Source organism: Mycobacterium sp. IS-3022 (assembly GCF_001500065.1).
Taxonomy (GTDB): Bacteria; Actinomycetota; Actinomycetes; order Mycobacteriales; family Mycobacteriaceae; genus Mycobacterium.
Map to the genome: position 1 here is coordinate 185,860 of NZ_LQIN01000049.1, position 18,927 is coordinate 204,786.

At 66.9% G+C, this 18,927-nt stretch carries 19 protein-coding genes; 8 read left to right on the forward strand and 11 right to left on the reverse strand.

Annotated elements, in window-relative coordinates; all coding sequences use genetic code 11:
• Position 1: 1 nt before the first annotated feature.
• From AU188_RS22470 to AU188_RS22500, 7 genes are all read right to left on the reverse strand, one after another.
• Positions 2–913, reverse strand: a complete 912-nt coding sequence (locus tag AU188_RS22470; protein WP_059165672.1) for a hydroxymethylglutaryl-CoA lyase — start codon at positions 911–913, stop codon at positions 2–4.
• The gene (locus tag AU188_RS22475) at positions 910–2,115 is read right to left on the reverse strand and encodes a CaiB/BaiF CoA transferase family protein (RefSeq protein WP_059165673.1); all 1,206 of its coding nucleotides are present in this window, start codon (positions 2,113–2,115) and stop codon (positions 910–912) included. The genes AU188_RS22470 and AU188_RS22475 overlap by 4 nt, the downstream gene beginning before the upstream one ends.
• Positions 2,112–3,305: an alpha/beta hydrolase family protein gene (locus AU188_RS22480; RefSeq protein ID WP_059165674.1), complete on the reverse strand. Its 1,194-nt coding sequence runs from the start codon at positions 3,303–3,305 to the stop codon at positions 2,112–2,114. The genes AU188_RS22475 and AU188_RS22480 overlap by 4 nt, the downstream gene beginning before the upstream one ends.
• Before the next feature lies 1 nt (position 3,306).
• Complete coding sequence (locus AU188_RS22485) at positions 3,307–4,410, reverse strand: homogentisate 1,2-dioxygenase (RefSeq protein ID WP_059165675.1); 1,104 nt, start codon at positions 4,408–4,410, stop codon at positions 3,307–3,309.
• Positions 4,411–4,509: 99 nt separating this feature from the next.
• Entirely contained in the window at positions 4,510–4,899 is a 390-nt protein-coding gene (locus AU188_RS22490; protein WP_059165736.1) for a nitroreductase/quinone reductase family protein, read from the reverse strand.
• Between the two features lie 14 nt (positions 4,900–4,913).
• On the reverse strand, positions 4,914–6,086 hold the full coding sequence (locus AU188_RS22495; protein WP_059165676.1) for an acyl-CoA dehydrogenase family protein: 1,173 nt from the start codon (positions 6,084–6,086) through the stop codon (positions 4,914–4,916).
• 38 nt (positions 6,087–6,124) lie between these two features.
• Entirely contained in the window at positions 6,125–6,682 is a 558-nt protein-coding gene (locus AU188_RS22500) for a TetR/AcrR family transcriptional regulator (RefSeq protein ID WP_059165677.1), read from the reverse strand.
• Between the two features lie 309 nt (positions 6,683–6,991).
• Between AU188_RS22500 and AU188_RS22505 the strand changes: the two genes are divergently transcribed.
• Both AU188_RS22505 and AU188_RS22510 read left to right on the forward strand, forming a co-directional pair.
• On the forward strand, positions 6,992–7,969 hold the full coding sequence (locus AU188_RS22505) for an esterase family protein (protein WP_059165678.1): 978 nt from the start codon (positions 6,992–6,994) through the stop codon (positions 7,967–7,969).
• A 98-nt stretch (positions 7,970–8,067) separates the two neighbouring features.
• On the forward strand, positions 8,068–9,066 hold the full coding sequence (locus tag AU188_RS22510) for an acrylyl-CoA reductase family protein (RefSeq protein WP_059165679.1): 999 nt from the start codon (positions 8,068–8,070) through the stop codon (positions 9,064–9,066).
• 227 nt (positions 9,067–9,293) lie between these two features.
• Here AU188_RS22510 and AU188_RS22515 read toward each other — a convergent pair whose 3' ends face one another.
• From AU188_RS22515 to hisN, 3 genes are all read right to left on the reverse strand, one after another.
• Positions 9,294–10,508: an acyl-CoA dehydrogenase family protein gene (locus tag AU188_RS22515; protein WP_059165680.1), complete on the reverse strand. Its 1,215-nt coding sequence runs from the start codon at positions 10,506–10,508 to the stop codon at positions 9,294–9,296.
• Positions 10,509–10,531: 23 nt separating this feature from the next.
• Positions 10,532–11,923, reverse strand: coding sequence for an acyl-CoA dehydrogenase family protein (locus tag AU188_RS22520; protein WP_059165681.1), 1,392 nt, complete (start codon positions 11,921–11,923; stop codon positions 10,532–10,534).
• Between the two features lie 114 nt (positions 11,924–12,037).
• Positions 12,038–12,811 carry a histidinol-phosphatase gene (gene hisN, locus AU188_RS22525; RefSeq protein ID WP_059165682.1) on the reverse strand — a complete coding sequence of 258 codons (774 nt, stop codon included), beginning with the start codon at positions 12,809–12,811 and terminating at the stop codon, positions 12,038–12,040.
• A 23-nt stretch (positions 12,812–12,834) separates the two neighbouring features.
• Here hisN and AU188_RS22530 point away from each other — a divergent pair, with 23 nt between their 5' ends.
• Positions 12,835–13,194 (forward strand): hypothetical protein, encoded by a 360-nt coding sequence (locus tag AU188_RS22530; protein WP_059165683.1) that lies wholly within the window; start codon positions 12,835–12,837, stop codon positions 13,192–13,194.
• A 39-nt stretch (positions 13,195–13,233) separates the two neighbouring features.
• Here the strand turns inward: AU188_RS22530 and AU188_RS22535 are convergent, their stop codons facing one another.
• Positions 13,234–14,610, reverse strand: coding sequence for an FAD-dependent oxidoreductase (locus tag AU188_RS22535; RefSeq protein WP_059165684.1), 1,377 nt, complete (start codon positions 14,608–14,610; stop codon positions 13,234–13,236).
• Between the two features lie 163 nt (positions 14,611–14,773).
• On the opposite strand from AU188_RS22535, the gene prfB reads away from it, so the two are divergent.
• From prfB to ftsX, 5 genes are read left to right on the forward strand one after another with little or no spacing between them, the layout of a single operon-like run.
• Positions 14,774–15,880, forward strand: a complete 1,107-nt coding sequence (prfB, locus tag AU188_RS22540) for a peptide chain release factor 2 (protein WP_059165685.1) — start codon at positions 14,774–14,776, stop codon at positions 15,878–15,880.
• A 6-nt stretch (positions 15,881–15,886) separates the two neighbouring features.
• A complete protein-coding gene (locus AU188_RS22545) occupies positions 15,887–16,867 on the forward strand; it encodes a mechanosensitive ion channel family protein (RefSeq protein ID WP_059165686.1) in 981 nt (326 codons plus the stop codon).
• Positions 16,864–17,304 (forward strand): Rv3103c family proline-rich protein, encoded by a 441-nt coding sequence (locus tag AU188_RS22550; protein WP_059165687.1) that lies wholly within the window; start codon positions 16,864–16,866, stop codon positions 17,302–17,304. Before AU188_RS22545 ends, AU188_RS22550 begins: the two co-directional genes overlap by 4 nt.
• Before the next feature lie 36 nt (positions 17,305–17,340).
• A complete protein-coding gene (gene ftsE / locus AU188_RS22555; RefSeq protein ID WP_059101153.1) occupies positions 17,341–18,030 on the forward strand; it encodes a cell division ATP-binding protein FtsE in 690 nt (229 codons plus the stop codon).
• Positions 18,030–18,926, forward strand: a complete 897-nt coding sequence (gene ftsX, locus AU188_RS22560) for a permease-like cell division protein FtsX (RefSeq protein ID WP_059165688.1) — start codon at positions 18,030–18,032, stop codon at positions 18,924–18,926. The genes ftsE and ftsX overlap by 1 nt, the downstream gene beginning before the upstream one ends.
• Position 18,927 lies beyond the last annotated feature (1 nt).

Sequence of the window (18,927 nt, forward strand, 5' to 3'; positions counted from 1 at the left end):
CTCAATCGCCGAGAATCCGGTCGCCCGCGCGTAGCAGTGAGCTGGGTAGCTCGTGGCCGACGAGGCGCTGCGCCACGGCGGCCGCATCGATCGCCGCGGCCAGATCGACGTCCACGTGAACTCCGCTGTCGCGCAACAGGTACACGAGGTCTTCGGTGGCGATGTTGCCGCTCGCCCCCGGCGCGAACGGGCAGCCGCCGAGGCCGCCCACCGAGGCGTCCAGCCGGGTGACGCCGGCCTCGACCGCGGCGTATGCGCTGGCCAACCCGGCGCCGCGGGTGTTGTGGAAGTGCGCCCCCAGCGGGACGTCACCGATCAGCGGGCGCAGTGCCTCGACAGTGTCGGTGACCCGTCGAGGGGTGGTGGTGCCGATCGTGTCGGCGATCGCCAATCGGTCGACCTCGCTCGCCAGCGCGGTGGTGATCACGTCGACCACCCGCTGATGTGGCGTCGGGCCGTCGAACGGGCAGTCCCACGCGGTCGCGACGATCACCTCGACGGTGGCGCCGCTGTCGTGTGCGATCGCGGTGATCTCACCGATCAGCGCGGTGGACTCGGCCGAGGAGCGGCCCACGTTGGCGCGGCTGTGGCCGTCGGCGGCCGACACCACGTACTCGATCGACGACAATCCCGCAGCGATCGCACGTTTGGCGCCGTTCGGGCTGGCCACCAGCGCGGAGAAGTCGATGCCGTGGGAATCGCGGAACTGCTGCAGGTGCGACGCCAGTTCGGCGGCATCGGCCAGCGCCGGCACCTTCGAGGGCGAGACGAACGCCGTCGCCTCCATCTCGCGCACTCCGGTCGCAGCCACGGCGGCGAGCAGTTCGAGCTTGGCCGACAACGGAATCGGCTCCTCGATCTGCAGGCCGTCGCGCAGCGAGACGTCGCGGATGTCGACATGATCGGGAATCACAGCACTCCCTTCGCCCGCAGCTCGTCGAGTTCGGCGTCGCTCTTGCCCAACAGGCCGCGGTAGATCTCGTCGTTGTGCTGCCCGGGCCGCGACGATCCGGCGAACCGGATGGTGCCCGGCGTTTCCGACAGTACCGGTACGACGCCGGGACCCTTGACATTGCGGCCGATCCGCTCGTCGAAGTGATCGGCGATCATCCCGCGCGACGTGAACTGCGGGTCGGAGACGACTTCGGCGACCGTGTTGATCGGTCCGGCGATCACGCCTGCGGCGCTGAGCGTTTCGATGATCTCGGCGGGCTCGCGGTCGGCGGCCCAGTCGCCGATGATCTTGTCCAGCTCGTCCTGGTTACGGCCGCGGGCCACATGGTTGGCGAACCTGTCGTCGGTGGCCAGCTCGGGTCGACCCATCGCGTCGCACAACCGCCGGAAGACGGTGTCCTGGTTGGCCGCGATCACCACCCAACTGCCGTCGGCGCTGCGGTAGATGTTCGACGGCGCGATGCCCTCCAGCCGAGTGCCCGACGGGCCGCGCACCACACCGCCGACGTCATAGTCGGGGATGGTGGACTCCTGCACGGCCAAACAGGATTCGGTCAGTGCCGCGTCGACGACCTGACCCTCGCCGGTGACCGACCGGCGGTAGAGCGCGGCCAATGCGCCCTGGGCGGCGAACATGCCCGCCAGGCTGTCGCCCAGCGAGAGCGCCAGCCGCGGCGGCGGGCCGCCGGGGAAGCCGTTCATGTGGCGCAGGCCGCTGGCCGCCTCGGCAACCGACGCATAGCCCGCCTTGTGTGCCTCCGGGCCGGTCTGCCCGTAGCCGGAGACGCGAACCAGGATGATGCCGCGGTTGTGTTCGCGCAGCACGTCATAGCCGAGGTTCCACTTCTCGAGCGTGCCGGGCCGGAAGTTCTCCACGATGATGTCGGAGCGCTCGACCAGGTCGAGGAACAGGGCCCGGCCCGCATCCGTCCGCAGGTTCAGCGTCACCGCTTTCTTGTTGCGGGCGTGCACGGTCCAGAAGAAGTGGTGCCCGTCGAGTTCGGCCTGACCCCAGGTGCGCAGCGGGTCCGGCGCGCCGGGCGGCTCGACCTTGACCACCTCGGCGCCCATGTCGCCGAGCAGGCGCCCGGCGAACGGCCCGGAGATCAGCGTGCCGACCTCGATTACGCGGATGCCGTCCAGCGGACCGGAGACCGTCATAGCGAGAAGCCGTGCCTGTGCAGCCAGTCGGTGACCACGCCGACCGCGTGGCGCAGTTTGTCGCGCTGGTCGGCGCCCGCGTAGTAATGGTTCGCGCCCGGAATCTCGTGCATCTCCTTGTCATGATGCCCGATCGCTTCGAACAGCCGGCGGGTATGGCTCGGTGTGCAGGCGTCATCGGCGAGGTTGCCGATCACCAGTGTCGGTACCGCGATGTCCGGGCCGCATTGCACCGCGTCGCCGTTGGCGTCGTCGTAGCTCCACTGCGACAGCCAACTGCGCAGCGTGCAGAACCGGGCCAGCCCGACGGGACTGTTGTTCACCACTTGCGGGTCGCCCAGATAGCAGGTCCCCGGGGCGCGTTCGTTGGGGTCGACGGTCGGATCCAGCCAGCGCGGATCGGCCATCGTGCCGTGCACGACGAATGCGAACTCGTCATCGGGTCGGCCCGCCGCCTTCAGCTCGGCCAATTTCTCCTTGACCCACTGGGTGATTCGGCGGTTGCGGTCGATCTGTGCCTGCCGGTAGCGATCGAGGAACTCCGGGGTGTACGGCGGCTGGTTGGGGTTGTCCGGGTTGTAGAGGTCGAGTTCGGGATCCCGCTTCGAGGGGTCGGACTCGTCGAGGATCGACGCGTCGAGCCACTCGGTCATCGTGCCGTGTCGGCTGATGTGGGCGGCCAGCAGCATCAGACCGTCGGCGGGGATCAGGCCGAGCTTGGTCAGGTCGGGGCCGTCGCCCGAGGGGCTGGCGACGATCGTCGGGTGTTGCGCCTGTTGTTGGTAGAACACCGACAGCGAACCGCCGCCGCTCCACCCGGCCAGCACCACCTTCGAGTAGCCCAGCCGGTTCTTGGCGTCCTTGATGCATTCGCCGAGATCCTCGACCACCTTCTCCATCAGGAGCGCGGAGTCGGTGCCGCGGAAGCGGCTGTTGCAGTAGATGACGTGATGACCCGCCCGCGCGAGGCCGTTCATCATCGGCAGGTACGCGCCGCCGCCGATCGGGTGCATGAACACCAGCACGGTGTCCGAAGGCTTGTCCTTCGGGCGAAGTAGATGACTCTCCAGCACCACGAGTTCGGCAACCCCGCCGTACACGTCACGCACACCCGAAGTGTTCTGATAGGCAACGAGATACGGGATTCGGTCGTATTCGTAGCGCACCGGCGTCTCGGTCGTCTGCGTCATCTCAGTGCTGCCCCAGATCGTGTGCCAAGACCTCGGCCGACGGCGTCAGTCGTCGGGTGGTGTCGATCGAGATGACGTACCAACCGACGCGGTCCTGTTCGTCGAATTTGCGCCGCGCCCGCTCGCGGGCCTTCTCGGGCGCCCCGTGGTGCACACCCTGCGGGGCGTGGCTGACCAGTCCCGGCGGCATGGGGATGCCGAACAGGTCGCCGCCGTGGAAGAACGAGACCTCGTCATAGTCGACGTTGCGGTGATACCACGGCGGACGCTCGGTGCCCGGCACGGTTTCGGCGGGCCGGGGCAAGAAGTTCATCACCGCCACGCCGGTCGCCTGCATGAACAGGTGCACGGTGGGCGGCAGGTGCACGCTCTCGCTGGCGATGACGTTGTAGTCGTCGATGTTGAAGGTGAACGCGAAGTTGTCGCCGCGCCATCCCTCGACGTCCATCGGATTGTGTTGGTAGAACAGCGATGTCGGTCCACCCTCATGAACGAGGCGGACCTCGTACTCGCCATCGTGCTGCGGGCCGTCGCCGGTGTCGATCGGCGCCGGTTCGGGAACGGTGACCTGTGCGGGGTCGAACGGGAAATGCCTGCCGAGCGGTCCCGGCGGCGGCACCCGGAACTCGTCGGTGGCCTCGATCATCAACAGCGTGGTCTCCTCGTCGGGCACGTGTCGCCACGTCGTCGCCTTCGGGATGTACACCCAGTCGCCGACGCGGTAGCGCAGCGGACCGAACTCCGTCTCCAGCAGGCCGGTGCCCTGATGCACGAACGACAGCAGGTCACCGTCGACGTGGCGGACGAAGAACGGCATCTCCTCGCTGCGCCGGCTCAGCGAGATGCGGCAGTCCGGATTGCTGAAGAGCAGCAGCGGCGTGCCGCTGGCGTCGGTGGCGTCGCTCGGTTTCAGCTCGCTGGTCATCACGTCGACCGGGCGAAGCGGGCCCGACGCGCGGTACGCGGTGGGGTCGTGGCGGCGGTAGATGTTCGCGGTGCGACCGACGAACCCGCCGCGGCCCAGTTCGTCGTCTTTCAGGCCGTCCAGGTCGGCGTGCAGCCGTTTTGGCGTGCGCCCTTTGCGCAAGTGAACAAACGATTCCATGGCGTCTCCCGGTGCGGCTCCGATAACGAAGTAAAACTAACGTTACTTTTATCTTCGGCGGTCCGCAATAGCTGTGAAACGGCGGCGCGCTTGATCGCTTCAGTCCGTCAGGTCGACGCGCACGGTGAGCAGATTCGTCCCGAAGGTGCGGACGCCGAAGCTGTTGAACTGCGGCAGCGAGCGCAGGCGTTCGTGGGGATCGTCGTCGGGCAGCAGGTGCGCAACGCCGTTGTGCCAGCGTCCGTTCAGCCGCACCCGCACGTTCGGATTCGCCTTGATGTTGCGGATGTACTGAGAACTGTCGCCGAACTCGGAGACGAACCAGAACTCGTTGCCCACGCGGCGCCCGCCCAGCGGCGTGCGACGCGGTTCGCCCGATTTGCGTCCCGTCGTTTCGAGCAGTGTCTGGAACGGCAGCATTTTCGTGAACCGGTTCGCGACGTTCTTCTGGAACAGTTTCGTGATCCGGTCGCGTAGCTCTTCGGCCATGATTCCCCCTTCGGTCACACCATCGCGGTCCGCGACACCTTCATACCCAACCTCAACGCTCCGGCGAGTTCCCGGCTGGTGTCGTAGTCGAAGACGACATGGCCGGCCAACACGTCGACGTCGCGCTTGATCCGCTGAAGCGGGTTGTCGACGAGGTGGACGCTGGCCCCCGAAGCCTCCAGCAACAGCCCGATGACCTCGCGTGACTCGTGCACGATGTGTGCCGCCGCCATCCGCGCCGCGCCCCGTACCGGTCGCGGTACCGAATCACCCGCGGCGACAATCGTTTCGAGCTCGCCGACCGTGTCGGCCAGCAAGCCGCGCAATGCCCGCAGCCGCACCTCGGCCTCGCCGAGGCGGGCCTGGGCGATCGGCTTGTCCTTCTGGGTGACGCCCTCGTACGCCAGGACACGCTCGGAGAGGCGTTCGGCGTAGATCTGCGCGACGCGTTCGGCGCTGCCCAGCGCCGGCATGGCCGCCAGCAGCGCCAGCGCGGGCACCATCGGCCAGCGATACGTGTCGGCGTCGTGCAGCGCGGCACCTGGTGCGGTGCCGGTGTAGATGTCGGCGACGCGCACCAGGCGGTGCTCGGGGACGAACGCGTCGGTGATCACCACGTCGTTCGAGCCGGTGGCCCGCATGCCGTCGGTATGCCAGACGTCGTCGATGACGGCGTCCTCGATCGGCAGCAGCGCGAGCGCGGGGTAGATCGCGGCAAGGTCATTCTCGGGGGCGCACAGCGCGCCGACGATGATCCAGTTCCCGTGCATGACGCCGGTGGCCCACGACCACCGGCCCGTGAGGCTGATCCCGCCGTCGACGGGCACCCCTCGGCCCGTCGGCGCCAGGGGAGCGGGCGCGAGAAAGGGGCGGGTTGCGAAGGCCTCCTCCTGGGCCCGCTCGTCGAACAGCGCCAGCATCCAGTTGTGCAGGATGTAGAAGCCGATGGTCCACGCGCTGGACGCACAGCCGTGCGCCATCTGGCGGACCGGATCGAGGATCGCCGGAAGCGGCGCCTGCCTGCCGCCGTAGCGTGCCGGCACCAGCAGGTCGGTGAGGCCCGACGCGACGAGGTCGTCGACCGTCGCCGACGGCAGCATGCGCAGTCGTTCGGCCTCCGGCGCCCGGTCGGCGAGTCGGCCGACGAACTCGGCGTCGATCAGCGCGGTGGCCGAGGCGGCGGTCATACGCCGGACGCTACCATACTTTTTTGTATGGAATGGAGTCAGCCGGAAAGCATGATGTCCAGGAAGCGTTCCCGACGCGCCGCGATCTTCGGGCTGACCGTCGAACCGGACAGGTGCAGGAAGCCGATGCCGGCCGCGAACGTCGCGTTGGCACGCAAGTCGGCTTCCTCGACGTCGAACCCGTGATCGATGAACGCCTGTCGCACTGCCTCGAGCACTCGCGTATCCGACGCGCGCACCCCCGCGGCCGCCGCGGGGTCGGTTCGGGCCCACTCCCGCATCGCGCGTTCGAGCGTCCAGTGCCTGGCGTCGACCAAGGCCGACATCATTTGCGACAACCGCTGTCGCGGCGGCAGGTCGGCCAGCGTGGCGAAATGTCGGCGATCGTCGTCGCGCAACTCGCCCCACGCCCGGACCAGCGCGGCCCGGTAGCCGGCCATATCGATGAAATGCCAGTAAAAGCTGCCTTTGGTGGCCCCGACGCGCGAGCACAGCGAATCCAGCTTGAGCGCCTTGATCCCTTCCTCGGCGAGGATCGCATAGCCGGCTTGGATCCAGTCCTCGGCCGACAGTCGCGGCGTGCGGGCCGTTGCCATGACCGGCAGCCTACGGGCAGCCGGCGGGCCGCCGAACCTGGAAACGGACGCTTGGCCGACGGCTGCGTCAATAGCGGATCGCACCCACAACGCGGCGCGCGGCACCGCCCTGGGTTTCGTCTGTGCTGATCATCATGTTTTACTGCACACGCGACAACTGAAATTTTCTCGGTCCGTTCGGCGGCCCCGTGCTCAGTCGAGCGGGCATGACAGCGCAGTGAAAAAGTTGCTGCGGTGTCGATGGCGATCGCTCGATCGCGCACCGAAGAGCCTCGTAAGCGGCAACCGGAAGATGGATGGACTTGCAGAATGAGCTTGATTGACAAGATTCGTGGCCCGTGGGCGCGGCGCTTCGCGGTGGCTGCCATCGCGGCGGCCCTGCTGCCCGGCGTGGTGAGCATGACCGGCCAGTCAGCGACCGCTGGCGCGTTCTCCCGGCCCGGCCTGCCGGTCGAGTACCTGATGGTGCCGTCGCCGTCGATGGGCCGCGACATCAAGGTGCAGTTCCAGAAGGGCACCGGCTCCAAGGCCGTGTACCTGCTCGACGGCCTGCGTGCCCGTGAGGACTTCAACGGTTGGGACCTCGAGACCCAGGCGTTCGAGTGGTTCTACGAGACGCCGCTGTCGCTGGTTCTGCCGGTGGGCGGGCAGTCCAGCTTCTACTCCGACTGGTACGCGCCGGCCTGCGGCAAGGCCGGATGCCAGACCTACAAGTGGGAAACGTTCCTGACCAGCGAGCTGCCGCAGTGGCTCTCCGCCAACCGCGGCGTGTCCACCACCGGTAACGCCGCGGTGGGCCTGTCGATGTCGGGCAACTCCGCGATGATCCTGTCGGTGTATCACCCCGACCAGTTCATCTATGCCGGGGCGCTGTCGGCGTTCCTCAACCCGTCCGAGGGCCAGTGGCCGTTCCTGATCAACATGGCCATGGGTGATGCGGGCGGATTCAAGGCCAACGACATGTGGGGCAGGACCGAAGACCCGAACAGCGCGTGGAAGCGCAACGACCCGATGGTGCAGATTCCGCAACTCGTCGCCAACAACACCCGGCTCTGGGTGTACTGCGGCAACGGCACGCCGAACGAACTCGGCGGCGCCAACCTGCCCGCCGAGTTCCTCGAGGGCCTGACGATTCGCACGAACATCACGTTCCGCGACAACTACATCGCCGCGGGCGGCAACAACGGAGTGTTCAACTTCCCGCCGTACGGCACGCACAGCTGGGAGTACTGGGGTGCGCAGTTGCAGGAGATGAAGCCTGACCTGATCTCGTACCTGGGCTCGTAGGCACGTCGCAAGGTCCCCGGACACCCCGAACCTCAGGGGTGGCCGGGGACTTTCGCATTCGCCGCCTCGCACGTGGGCCCAGGTGAACAATGAGGTAGATGAGCGCAGTCAACGCGTTGGTCGCACATCAGGACGCCGACGGCGGGATCACCCTCGGCCACGAAGTCGTCGACGATACGTATCTGCCCGAGGGGGACGTGACTATCTCGGTCGAGTACTCGGGCGTCAACTACAAGGACGCGCTGGCGGTCACACCCAAAGGCGGTGTCGCCCGGTCGTATCCGTTGATTCCGGGCATCGACGTGGCCGGCACCGTCGCGGCCTCCTCGTCGCCGGAATTCGCGGTCGGCGACCGGGTGTTCGCCCACGGCTACGACATCGGGACCGGCAGGCACGGCGGCTATGCCGACACCGCCCGCTACCCGGCCGATTACCTGGTCAAGATCGACGGGCTGACGACGGCGGAGGCCGCCGCGATCGGAACCGCCGGCTTCACTGCGGCTATGAGCGTCAACGCCATCCGCGCCCACGGCATACGCCCGCAGGACGGGCCGGTACTGGTCACCGGGGCTACCGGCGGCGTCGGCAGCACAAGCGTCGACCTGTTGGCCGGCCTCGGCTACGAGGTCATCGCATCGACCGGCAAGGCGGAGGCGCACGACTATCTCATGGGCCTCGGCGCCACCGAGGTGATCGGACGGCTACCCGAGTCGGGGGAGAAGGTCCGTCCGCTCGGCAAGTCCAAGTGGGCGGCGGTCTTGGACAGCGTCGGCGGCGACACGCTCGCCTACGCATTGAGCACATTGAATTACGGTGGGATCGCTGCGATTTCGGGGCTGGCCCGGTCTGCCGACCTGCCGACGACGGTGATGCCGTTCATCCTGCGTGGCATAACGCTGGCCGGCATCGACTCGGTGCAGCTCGCGATCGAGCCGCGCCGAGAGATCTGGAAGCTACTCGAAGGCGAACTCAAACCCAAGCACCTCCCCGACATCACGACCGACATCTCGGTGCTCGAGGCGCCGCACACCTTGCGGGCCATCATCGGCGGCGGCGTCATCGGCCGCACCCGTGTGGTGGTGCACGACGGATTCTGACGTGCCACGTCCTAGCGCCGCCATCCGTCCCAGCGCCGCCATCCGTCCTAGCGCCGCCATACGTCCTAGCTCCGCCATCGTTTGTGAATCTGGCGACGTTTTTCGGCGATTTACGTCGTCAGATTCACAAACGGCGGTGGTGGCGGTGCGGCGGTGCGGCGGTGCGGCGGTGCGGCAGTGCTGCGGTGGCGGCGGTGCCGCGGCGGTGGCGGCGGCGCTGGCCAGTCCTACTTCAACTCGGCCGACGACAACCCGAGCAGGCGGCGCGCCACCACCAGCAGCTGGATCTGCTGGGTGCCCTCGAAGATGTCGAGGATCTTGCTGTCGCGGGCCCATTTCTCGAGCAGAGTGACCTCGGAGTAGCCGACTGTGCCGGCCAGTTCGACCGCCTTGAGCGTGATGTCGCTGGCCACCCGGCCGGCTTTCGCCTTGCCCATCGACGCTTCCTTGGAGTTCGGGATGTCGTTGTCGGCCTGCCACGCCGAGCGCACCATCAGCAGATAGGCTGCCTCCCAATCGGATTCCATCCGCAGGAACTCCGCGGCGGGTGCGCTCTGCGCGTGCGAAGGCTTGTCGTAGGAGATCTCGATGCCCGCCTCGGTGAGGATCTTGCGGAGTTCCTCGAGCGCGGCGCGGGCGATACCGACGGCCATCGCGGCGACGACGGGACGAGTGTTGTCGAAGGTCTCCATGACCCCGGCAAAACCCTTGTCCACCTGGATCTCCGGGCTGCCGAGCAGGTTCTCCCTGGGAATCCGCACATTGTCGAACCGGATCACCGCGGTGTCGGAAGCCTTGATGCCTAGCTTGTCCTCCAGCCGCTCGACGGTCACGCCCGGGTGTTCGCGCGGCACGATGAACGACTTGATCGCCGCTCGCCCGAGGGATTTGTCGAGCGTCGCCCAGACCACGATGTGAGTGGCCCGGGAGCCGGCGGTGACGAAGATCTTCTCGCCGTTGATGACGTACTCGTCGCCGTCGAGCTTGGCCGTGGTCGAAACGGCGGCCGAGTCGGACCCGAAGTCGGGTTCGGTGATCGCCATCGCGGCCCAGACGTCCTTGCCGAGCCGCTCCAGTTGCTCTTTGGTCGCGACGCTGGAGATTGCGGCGTTGCCCAACCCCTGTCGAGGCACCGACAACATCAACGCGACGTCGCCCCAACTGATCTCCATCACGTTGAGTACCGCCGACATGTTGGCGCCGTTGTGGTTGACACCTTTGGGTTCGTCGCCACCAGCGAAGGCCTCGGCACCGGCAAACGCGAAAGCCTTTGCCTCCGAGATGCCTTCGAACAGCGTGGCCAGAGTCTCGAGCTCGACCGGGTACTCGTGTTCGCGCAGATCCCACTTGCGGGATATCGGTCGCAGCATCTCCGCGGCGCCCTGATGCGCCTTCTCGATGACCGCCTCGAGTTTGCGCGGTAGTTCCAAATTGATTGCCATGATTCGACTTTCGCTTGTAAGGCCTAGATGACTACGATGCCCTCGGCGATACCGATCGCGCGCAGATCGCGGTACCAGCGTTCGACGGGGTGTTCCTTGGTGTAGCCGTGGCCACCGAGCAGTTGCACACCGTCCGGGCCGATCTGCATTCCTTTGTCGGCGCCGAGCCGTTTGGCCAGCGCCGCTTCGCGGGCGAACGGCAGCCCCTGGTCCGCGCGCGAAGCCCCGCGCCAGGTGATCAACCGCAGGCCGTCGAATTCGATCGCCATGTTGGCGCACATGAACGCCACCGCCTGACGGTGCGCGATCGGCTCGCCGAAAGCGCGACGTTCCTTCACGTACGGCACGACGTAGTCGAGCACCGCGTGCGACGTGCCGACGGCCAGAGCCGCCCAGCCCAGTCGTGAGAGCGCGACGGCCTCCGAGTAGTCGTCATCGGTGGCGCCCTCCTCGCCCAGTCGCGCGGACAGCGGCACGGTCACACCGTCGAGAGTGATCTGGCCGATCGCCGCCGCGCGGATGCCCATGCCGGGATCGGGTGTGACGCTCAGCCCCTTCGATGACGACTCGACGATGAAGAGCGCCGGCTTACCGTTGAGTTGCGCTGCGACGATGAACAATTCAGCGTTCGCCGCCGCCGGGACCAGGGACTTGACCCCATCGATGCGGTAGCCGCTGGGAGTGCGCACAGCCGTCGTCTTCAACGCCGTCGGATCGAACAGTGGGCGGGGCTCGGCGATCGCCACACAGGACTGCGGGACGTTCTCGCCCGCGAACTCCTTCAGATATGTGGCCTGCTGATCGGCGCTGCCCCAATGCGTCAGCGCCGACGCGACACCCGCGGGGGCCAGGATCGGCAGCGCGAGTCCCATGTCGCCGTAAGCCAGCGCCTCGGCCACCAACACGTTCGTCACCGCTGCCCGATGCGCCGCGATACCTTCGAAGTCCTCGGGCACGTTGATCGCGGTGATACCGAGTTCGGAAGCCTTGGCGACCAGATCCTCCGGATAGTCGGCGGTCTCGTCGGCCTGGCGCGCGGCCGGACGGATCGCCTCGTCGGCGAACTCGCTGACGGTGTCGACGATCATCTTCTGCTCGTCGTCGGGGGTGAGGTCGAAGTAGTCCGAACCGCTCTTCTTCAGCCGCGTCGGACCGGCCTGGCTGCCCGAGACGCGCTTGAACTGGCGGCTGGCGGCACCGGCGACCGAGAACACCTGCTTGACGCCGTACTTCAGCCCGCGGTTGAGGGGATCGCGCAGGTTGTAGCGATCCAGAAACTCCTGGCCGACCAGCGGCGTGACCAGAGCCAGCCCCAGGTCGGTCGCGCTGCGCCTGTGCCGCTTCAGCCCAACTGCGCTTTCTTTACCGCTTCGCTTCGGTTTAGATCCGTTTTTCGACGGCAGGGTGTTGGTCATGTCGACTGCCTCGCTTTGGGTTGGGACGTTCGAACTCGTCGAACTGACTCCAGAGTAAGGTATGCGAACTGACCGACGAGTAAGTTGTTGTGCAATTCACACGTAGCCCCAGATCTACAGGCGACCCAGCACCGCGTCGTGCAACGAACCGTTGGTCGCCACCGCGCTGCCGCCGTGCGGGCCGGGCTCGCCCGCGAGGTTGGTGAACCGGCCGCCTGCCTCGCGCACCATGACGTCGAGCGGGGCCAGGTCCCACGTCGACACCTCGGGTTCCATCGCGATGTCGACGGCGCCCTCGGCGACGAGGCAGTAGTTGTAGAAGTCGCCGTAACCGCGCACCCGCCACACTTCGTCGGTCAACGCGATGAACCGGTCCCGGATGCCGCGCTCGGCCCAGCCGGAGAGGCTGGAGAACGCCAGGCTCGCGGACCCCAGATCGTCGACCTTCGAAACGCTCAGCCGCCGCTCCGGCTGCCCGGTCACTCGCGAGAACGCGCCCTGCCCCGCCAGCGCCCACCAACGTCGCGCCAGCGCGGGCGCGCTCACGACGCCCAGCATCGGCACGCCGTCCTGCAGCAGCGCGATCAGCGTGGCCCAAACCGGCACTCCACGGACGAAGTTCTTGGTCCCGTCGATGGGGTCGACGACCCACTGCCTGCCGACGAACTCCGCGGTGCCGCCGAACTCCTCGCCGAACACGGAATCGTCCGGGCGGGCCTGGCTCAGCCGCCGGCGGATCGTCGATTCGACTTCGAGGTCGGCGTCGGTGGCAGGCGTCAGATCCGGTTTGGTCTCGACGACGAGGTCCACCGCGCCGAAGCGGGCCATGGTCTGCGCGTCCGCTTCGTCTGCCAACGCCAGCGCCAGCGTGAGATCCTCGGGACTCATGCCTGCCGTCCTACCATGTCGGTGTGTGGGAATTCGCGGTGATACTGCTGCTGGTCGGTGCACTGGTGCTGCTGGCCCGACCGCTGCTGATGCGGCGCCGCGGCGCCCCGCCCGACTGGCCGTCGGGGCAACTGCTGGTGACCGGGGTCAGCCCGCGGCCCTCGGACGTCACCGGACCGCAGTACGCGACGATCACCGGGGTCATCAACGGTCCGACGGTCAACGAACACGTGGTGTACCAGCGGCTCGAAGTGGACGTCGACGATTGGCCGACCATGGGACAACTGTTCCCGGTGGTCTACTCGCCGAAGAACCCGGACAACTGGCGATTCGCTTCGCCCGAAGCCCCGCCACCGGCCCCGCCGCCCACGCCCTATTCCTGAAATGAGTCGAGGGTCGTCGACCCACGCCGGTTGAGTGCGTCAGCCGTGCCCGATCCGCAACATCTCCGCCACGCTCGTCAGCTTCACCCGCGGCCTTCCGTGCGGTTCTCCCGCTGACCGCTCGTACTCGTCGATCAGCTTCCAATGGTCATCGGTGACGACCTTCGGTTGCCGTTCGACCAGCCACTCCGCCAGCCGCTGGGAATGCTCGGCGTCGAAGTCGGACAACTGCGCCCCGGACAGATCCTCGATCAGCGTGTCGACGGTCTCCTGCGAGTCGCTTTTGTTGCTGCCGATGACACCGGTCGGACCACGCTTGATCCAGCCGACGACGTACTCGTTGCGGCTGCCGTCGATACGGCCCCTGGTGTGCGGGATCGTGCCGTTGCGCTCGTCGAACGGAAGCCCCGGCGTCGGCACGCCTCGATACCCGACGGCGCGCACCACCAGCTGCGCGGGCAGCTCCTCGCGCTCACCGGTGTCCTTGGCGACGATGCGGCCACCTGCGTCGACGAGCTCGTTGCGGCCCAACACGATGGATTCCACCCGGCCGTCGCCCTTGATCTCGATCGGGGAGGTGCGGAACCGGAACACGATGCGACGCTTCGCGTTCTTCGGCGACTGTTCGGCGTAACCCCGCAGCACCTTGATGTTGTTGCGCACGGTCTTGCCCGCCGCCTCGAGGTCCTCGTCGGTGATGTCGGCGAAGTCCGCCGGATCGACGATCACGTCCACGTCGCCGAGGCCTTCGAGTTGGCCGAGCTCCCGCAGTTCCAGCGTGGTGAACGGTGCCTGCAGCGGGCCGCGCCGGCCGATGACGAGAACTTCCTCCACGCCACGGTCGTGCAGCGACCGCAGCGCGTGGTCGGCGATGTCCGTCGCGGCCAGCACATCAGGGTCGGTGACGAGAATCCGTGCGACGTCGAGCGCGACGTTTCCGTTGCCGATCACGACGGCCCGACCGCTCGAGATGTCCGGCGTGACCTCCTCAAAGTGGGGATGGGCGTTGTACCAGCCGACGAAGTCCACGGCGGCGACGCTGCCCGGCAGGTCCTCGCCGGGGATGCCCAGTGACCGGTCGGACTGCGCGCCAACGGCGTAGATCACCGCGTCGTAGCGCTCGGCCAGCTCCGCGGCCTGCACGTGCTCACCGACCGAGATGTTGCCGAAGAACCGGAACCGCGGGTCCATCGCGGTCTTGTCGAACTGGGCGCTGATCGACTTGATCTTGGGGTGGTCGGGGGCCACGCCGGAGCGCACCAACCCCCACGGGGTGGGCAACATCTCCAGCATGTCGACGCGCACGTCCCTTTTCGGGTCGGTGTCGTCGGTAGAGTCGGCGAACTTCAACAACGACGCCGCGGCAAAGTAACCCGAGGGCCCTGAGCCGACGATCGCCACGTGATATGGGCGCATGAATACCTTTGGTCGGAGCTTTCTGTCGCTGCCCGGCCTGGCGCAGAGGGGCTGTCGCGCTGGGCCGGGCTGGTTACCCACCCGATGCTAGAACGCTCGATCGGTTCCGTGCCGCCAGTCGTCAGAACCGGCGCCAAACTGCTGACGGGTAACCTGAACTCCCGTGGATCCTGACCGCCAAGCCGACCTCGCCGCCCTCGACTCCACCCTGACCACGGTGGAGCGGGTGCTCGACGTCGAGGGCCTTCGCGGTCGGATCGAAAAGCTCGAGCACGAGGCCTCCGATCCGAACCTGTGGGACGACCAGACGCGCGCGCAGAAGGTCACCAGTGAGCTGTCGCACACTCAGGGTGAGTTGCGGCGCGTCGAAGAACTTCGCCAGCGCCTCGACGATCTGCCGGTGATGTACGAGCTGGCCGCCGAGGACGGCAGCGCGGATGAACTCGCAGAAGCCGATGCCGAGCTCAAGAAGCTGCGCGAGGACATCGAGGCGATGGAGGTCCGCACCCTGCTCTCCGGCGAGTACGACGAGCGTGAGGCCGTCGTCACCATCCGGTCGGGCGCCGGCGGAGTGGACGCCGCGGACTGGGCCGAAATGCTGATGCGCATGTACATCCGGTGGGCCGAGAAGCACAACTATCCCGTCGAGGTGTTCGACACCTCCTATGCCGAGGAAGCCGGCATCAAGAGCGCGACGTTCGCGGTGCACGCGCCGTTCGCCTACGGCACGCTGTCGGTCGAGCAGGGCACCCACCGGCTGGTGCGCATCAGCCCGTTCGACAACCAGAGCCGCAGGCAGACGTCGTTTGCAGACGTCGAGGTGCTGCCCGTGGTCGACACCACCGACCACATCGAAATACCGGAAAGCGATGTGCGCGTTGACGTGTACCGATCCAGCGGACCCGGCGGCCAGTCGGTCAACACCACCGACTCGGCGGTTCGCCTCACCCACATCCCGACCGGTATCGTGGTGACCTGCCAAAACGAGAAGTCGCAGTTGCAGAACAAGGTGTCGGCCATGCGGGTTTTGCAGGCGAAGCTGTTGGAGCGCAAGCGCTTAGAGGAACGTGCCGAGATGGACGCGCTCAAGGGCGACGGCGGCAGCTCGTGGGGCAACCAGATGCGCTCCTACGTGTTGCACCCCTACCAGATGGTCAAGGATCTGCGCACCGAGTTCGAGGTCGGCAACCCGGCCGGGGTCCTGGATGGCGACATCGACGGTTTCCTGGAGGCCGGGATCCGTTGGCGCAAGAGCCAAAATGACGTTTAGCCGAAGATGAACAGCGTCGTACTCGCAGTCAACTTCGCCGACGGCTGGCACGGCTTCTGGACCGGCAACCTCGGGGTCTGGATCCTCGACCGGGGCGTGCGGATCGCGCTGTTGCTGATCGGCGGCGTGCTGGCCGCCCGGTTCATCAACTGGGCCGCGGTCAGGATCGTGCGCCGACTCGACGCCGAGTACATGGGCAGTGACCAACTCGTGCGGTCGGAGAGCACCAAGCATCGCCAGGCCGTCGCCTCGGTGATCTCATGGGTTTCGGTGGCGCTGCTGTTCGTCATCGTGCTCGTCGAGATCACCGACATACTCGCCGTCCCGATCGGTTCGCTCGTCGCCCCGGCCGCGGTCCTGGGCGCCGCGCTGGGTTTCGGTGCCCAGCGCCTGGTGCAGGATCTGCTCGCCGGATTCTTCATCATCACCGAAAAGCAGTACGGTTTCGGCGATCTCGTCGCGCTGACCGTCACCGGTGTGACCGTTCCGGCCGAGGGCACCGTCGAGGATGTCACGCTGCGCGTCACCAAGCTGCGGTCGAGCGAGGGCGAGATGATGACGATCCCCAACGGTCAGATCGTCAAGTCGGTGAACCTGTCGAAGGATTGGGCGCGCGCCGTCATCGACATCCCCGTGCCGACGTCGGCCGACCTGAACGAGGTCAACGATCTGCTGCACGAGGTCGCCGAGAACGCGTACGAGGATCCGGGGCTGCGCGATCTGCTGCTCGACGCGCCGCAGTTGATGGGCGTGGAGAGCATCGAACTCGACACCGTCAACCTGCGGATGGTGGCCCGGACCCTGCCCGGTAAGCAGTTCGAGGTCGGCCGGCGGCTTCGGGTGCTCGTGATCCGTGCGTTGCGCCGTGGCGGAATCGTCTCACCCGGCGACGGGCAGACCCCGATGGTCGCGGCGATTCCGCACCCCGCGGCGGTCGCGGGCGGGGCGGCCGAAGAGACCGGGGGAGCGCCGGAGCAGAAGCAATGACGAGCTGGCTGAAGGCCCGCTTTGGCAGGATGCGCGTGTCGACGATCGTGCTCGTCGTCGCGTTCATCGGGCTGTTCTGGGTGAACCAGTCGTTCGAGCCGCCGGCCGAAGCGCCCACGCCCGCTCCCGCGGTGGTCCCGCCGGGCTTCGTGCCGGACCCGAACTACACGTGGGTGCCGCGCACCAACGTGCGACGGACCACGGAACCGTCGTACACGACCACGACCCCGACGACGACCACCACCACGACGAGCCCGACCGAGACCACGACGACCAGTCCGACGCCGACGTCGACGGTGCAGGACCCGGATGGCATCGGCCCGCGCGCCCCGACCACCGAGACGATCACTCCTGAGACGACGACCGAGGCGCCGCCACTGATGCCGCAGCAACCGCAGCTGCTGCCGCAGGGTGCGACGACAACTCCGCCCAGCTAGGGCATCGCCGTCGCCCGGCTACACTGGCGAGCCGTGATGATCACCCTCAACAACGTGACGAAGCAGTACAAGTCGTCCGCGCGCCCGGCGCTCGACAACGTCTCGGTCAAAATCGACAAGGGTGAGTTCGTCTTCCTCATCGGGCCGTCGGGTTCGGGCAAGTCGACGTTCATGCGCCTACTGCTGGCCGAGGAGAGCCCCACGCACGGGGACATCCAGGTGTCGAAGTTCCATGTCAACAAGCTGCCCGGCCGCCACATCCCCAGCCTGCGCCAGGTGATCGGCTGCGTATTCCAGGACTTCCGGCTGCTGCAGCAGAAGTCCGTCTTTGAGAACGTTGCGTTCGCGCTCGAGGTCATCGGCAAGCGCGGCGACGTCATCAATCGCGTGGTCCCCGACGTGCTGGAGATGGTCGGCCTGTCGGGCAAGGCCAACCGGCTGCCCGCGGAGCTGTCCGGCGGCGAACAGCAGCGCGTGGCGATCGCCCGGGCCTTCGTCAACCGGCCCCTGGTACTGCTCGCCGACGAGCCCACCGGCAACCTGGACCCGGAAACCAGTAAGGACATCATGGATCTGCTCGAGCGGATCAACCGCACCGGAACCACGGTGTTGATGGCCACCCATGACCACCACATCGTCGACTCGATGCGTCAGCGGGTCGTCGAACTCGAACTCGGCCGGCTGATTCGCGACGAGCAGCGCGGCGTCTACGGAATGGATCGCTAGTGCGCTTCGGCTTCCTCATCAATGAGGTCCTCACGGGTTTCCGCCGCAACGTCACCATGACCGTGGCGATGATCCTGACGACCGCGATCTCGATCGGCCTGTTCGGCGGCGGCCTGCTCGTCGTCCGGCTCGCCGACCAGTCCCGCAACATCTACCTGGACCGCGTGGAAAGCCAGGTCTTCCTCACCGACGACGTCTCGGCCAACGATCCGTCGTGTGACGCCGACCCGTGCAAGGCGCTGCGTCGGCAGATCGAGGACAGAGATGATGTGCGGTCCGTCCGTTTTCTGAACCGCGACGAGGCCTACGAAGACGCGATCAAGAAGTTCCCGCAGTACAAGGACGTGGCGGGGCGCGAGGCGTTTCCGGCGTCGTTCATCGTCAAGCTCGAGAATCCCGAGCAGCACAAGGAATTCGACGAGGCGATGGTGGGCCAACCCGGCGTGCTCAACGTGCTCAACCAGAAGGACCTGATCGACCGGTTGTTCGCGGTGCTCGACGGGATCAGCAGTGCTGCGTTCGCGGTGGCATTGGTACAGGCGATCGGCGCGGTCCTGTTGATAGCCAACATGGTTCAAGTCGCGGCGTACACCAGGCGCACCGAGATCGGCATCATGCGACTGGTCGGCGCCAGCCGCTGGTACACCCAGTTGCCGTTCCTGGTCGAGGCCATGCTGGCCGCGTTGATCGGTGTGGTCATCGCGATCGTCGGGCTGATTTTGGTGCGGGCGCTGTTCCTGGAGAACGCGTTGAACCAGTTCTATCAGGCGAACCTGATCGCCAAGGTCGACTACGCCGACGTGCTGTACTTCAGCGCCCCGCTGATGCTGTTCTTGGGCCTGGCGATGTCCGGAATCACCGCCTACGTCACACTTCGGCTCTACATCCGAAGGTAGC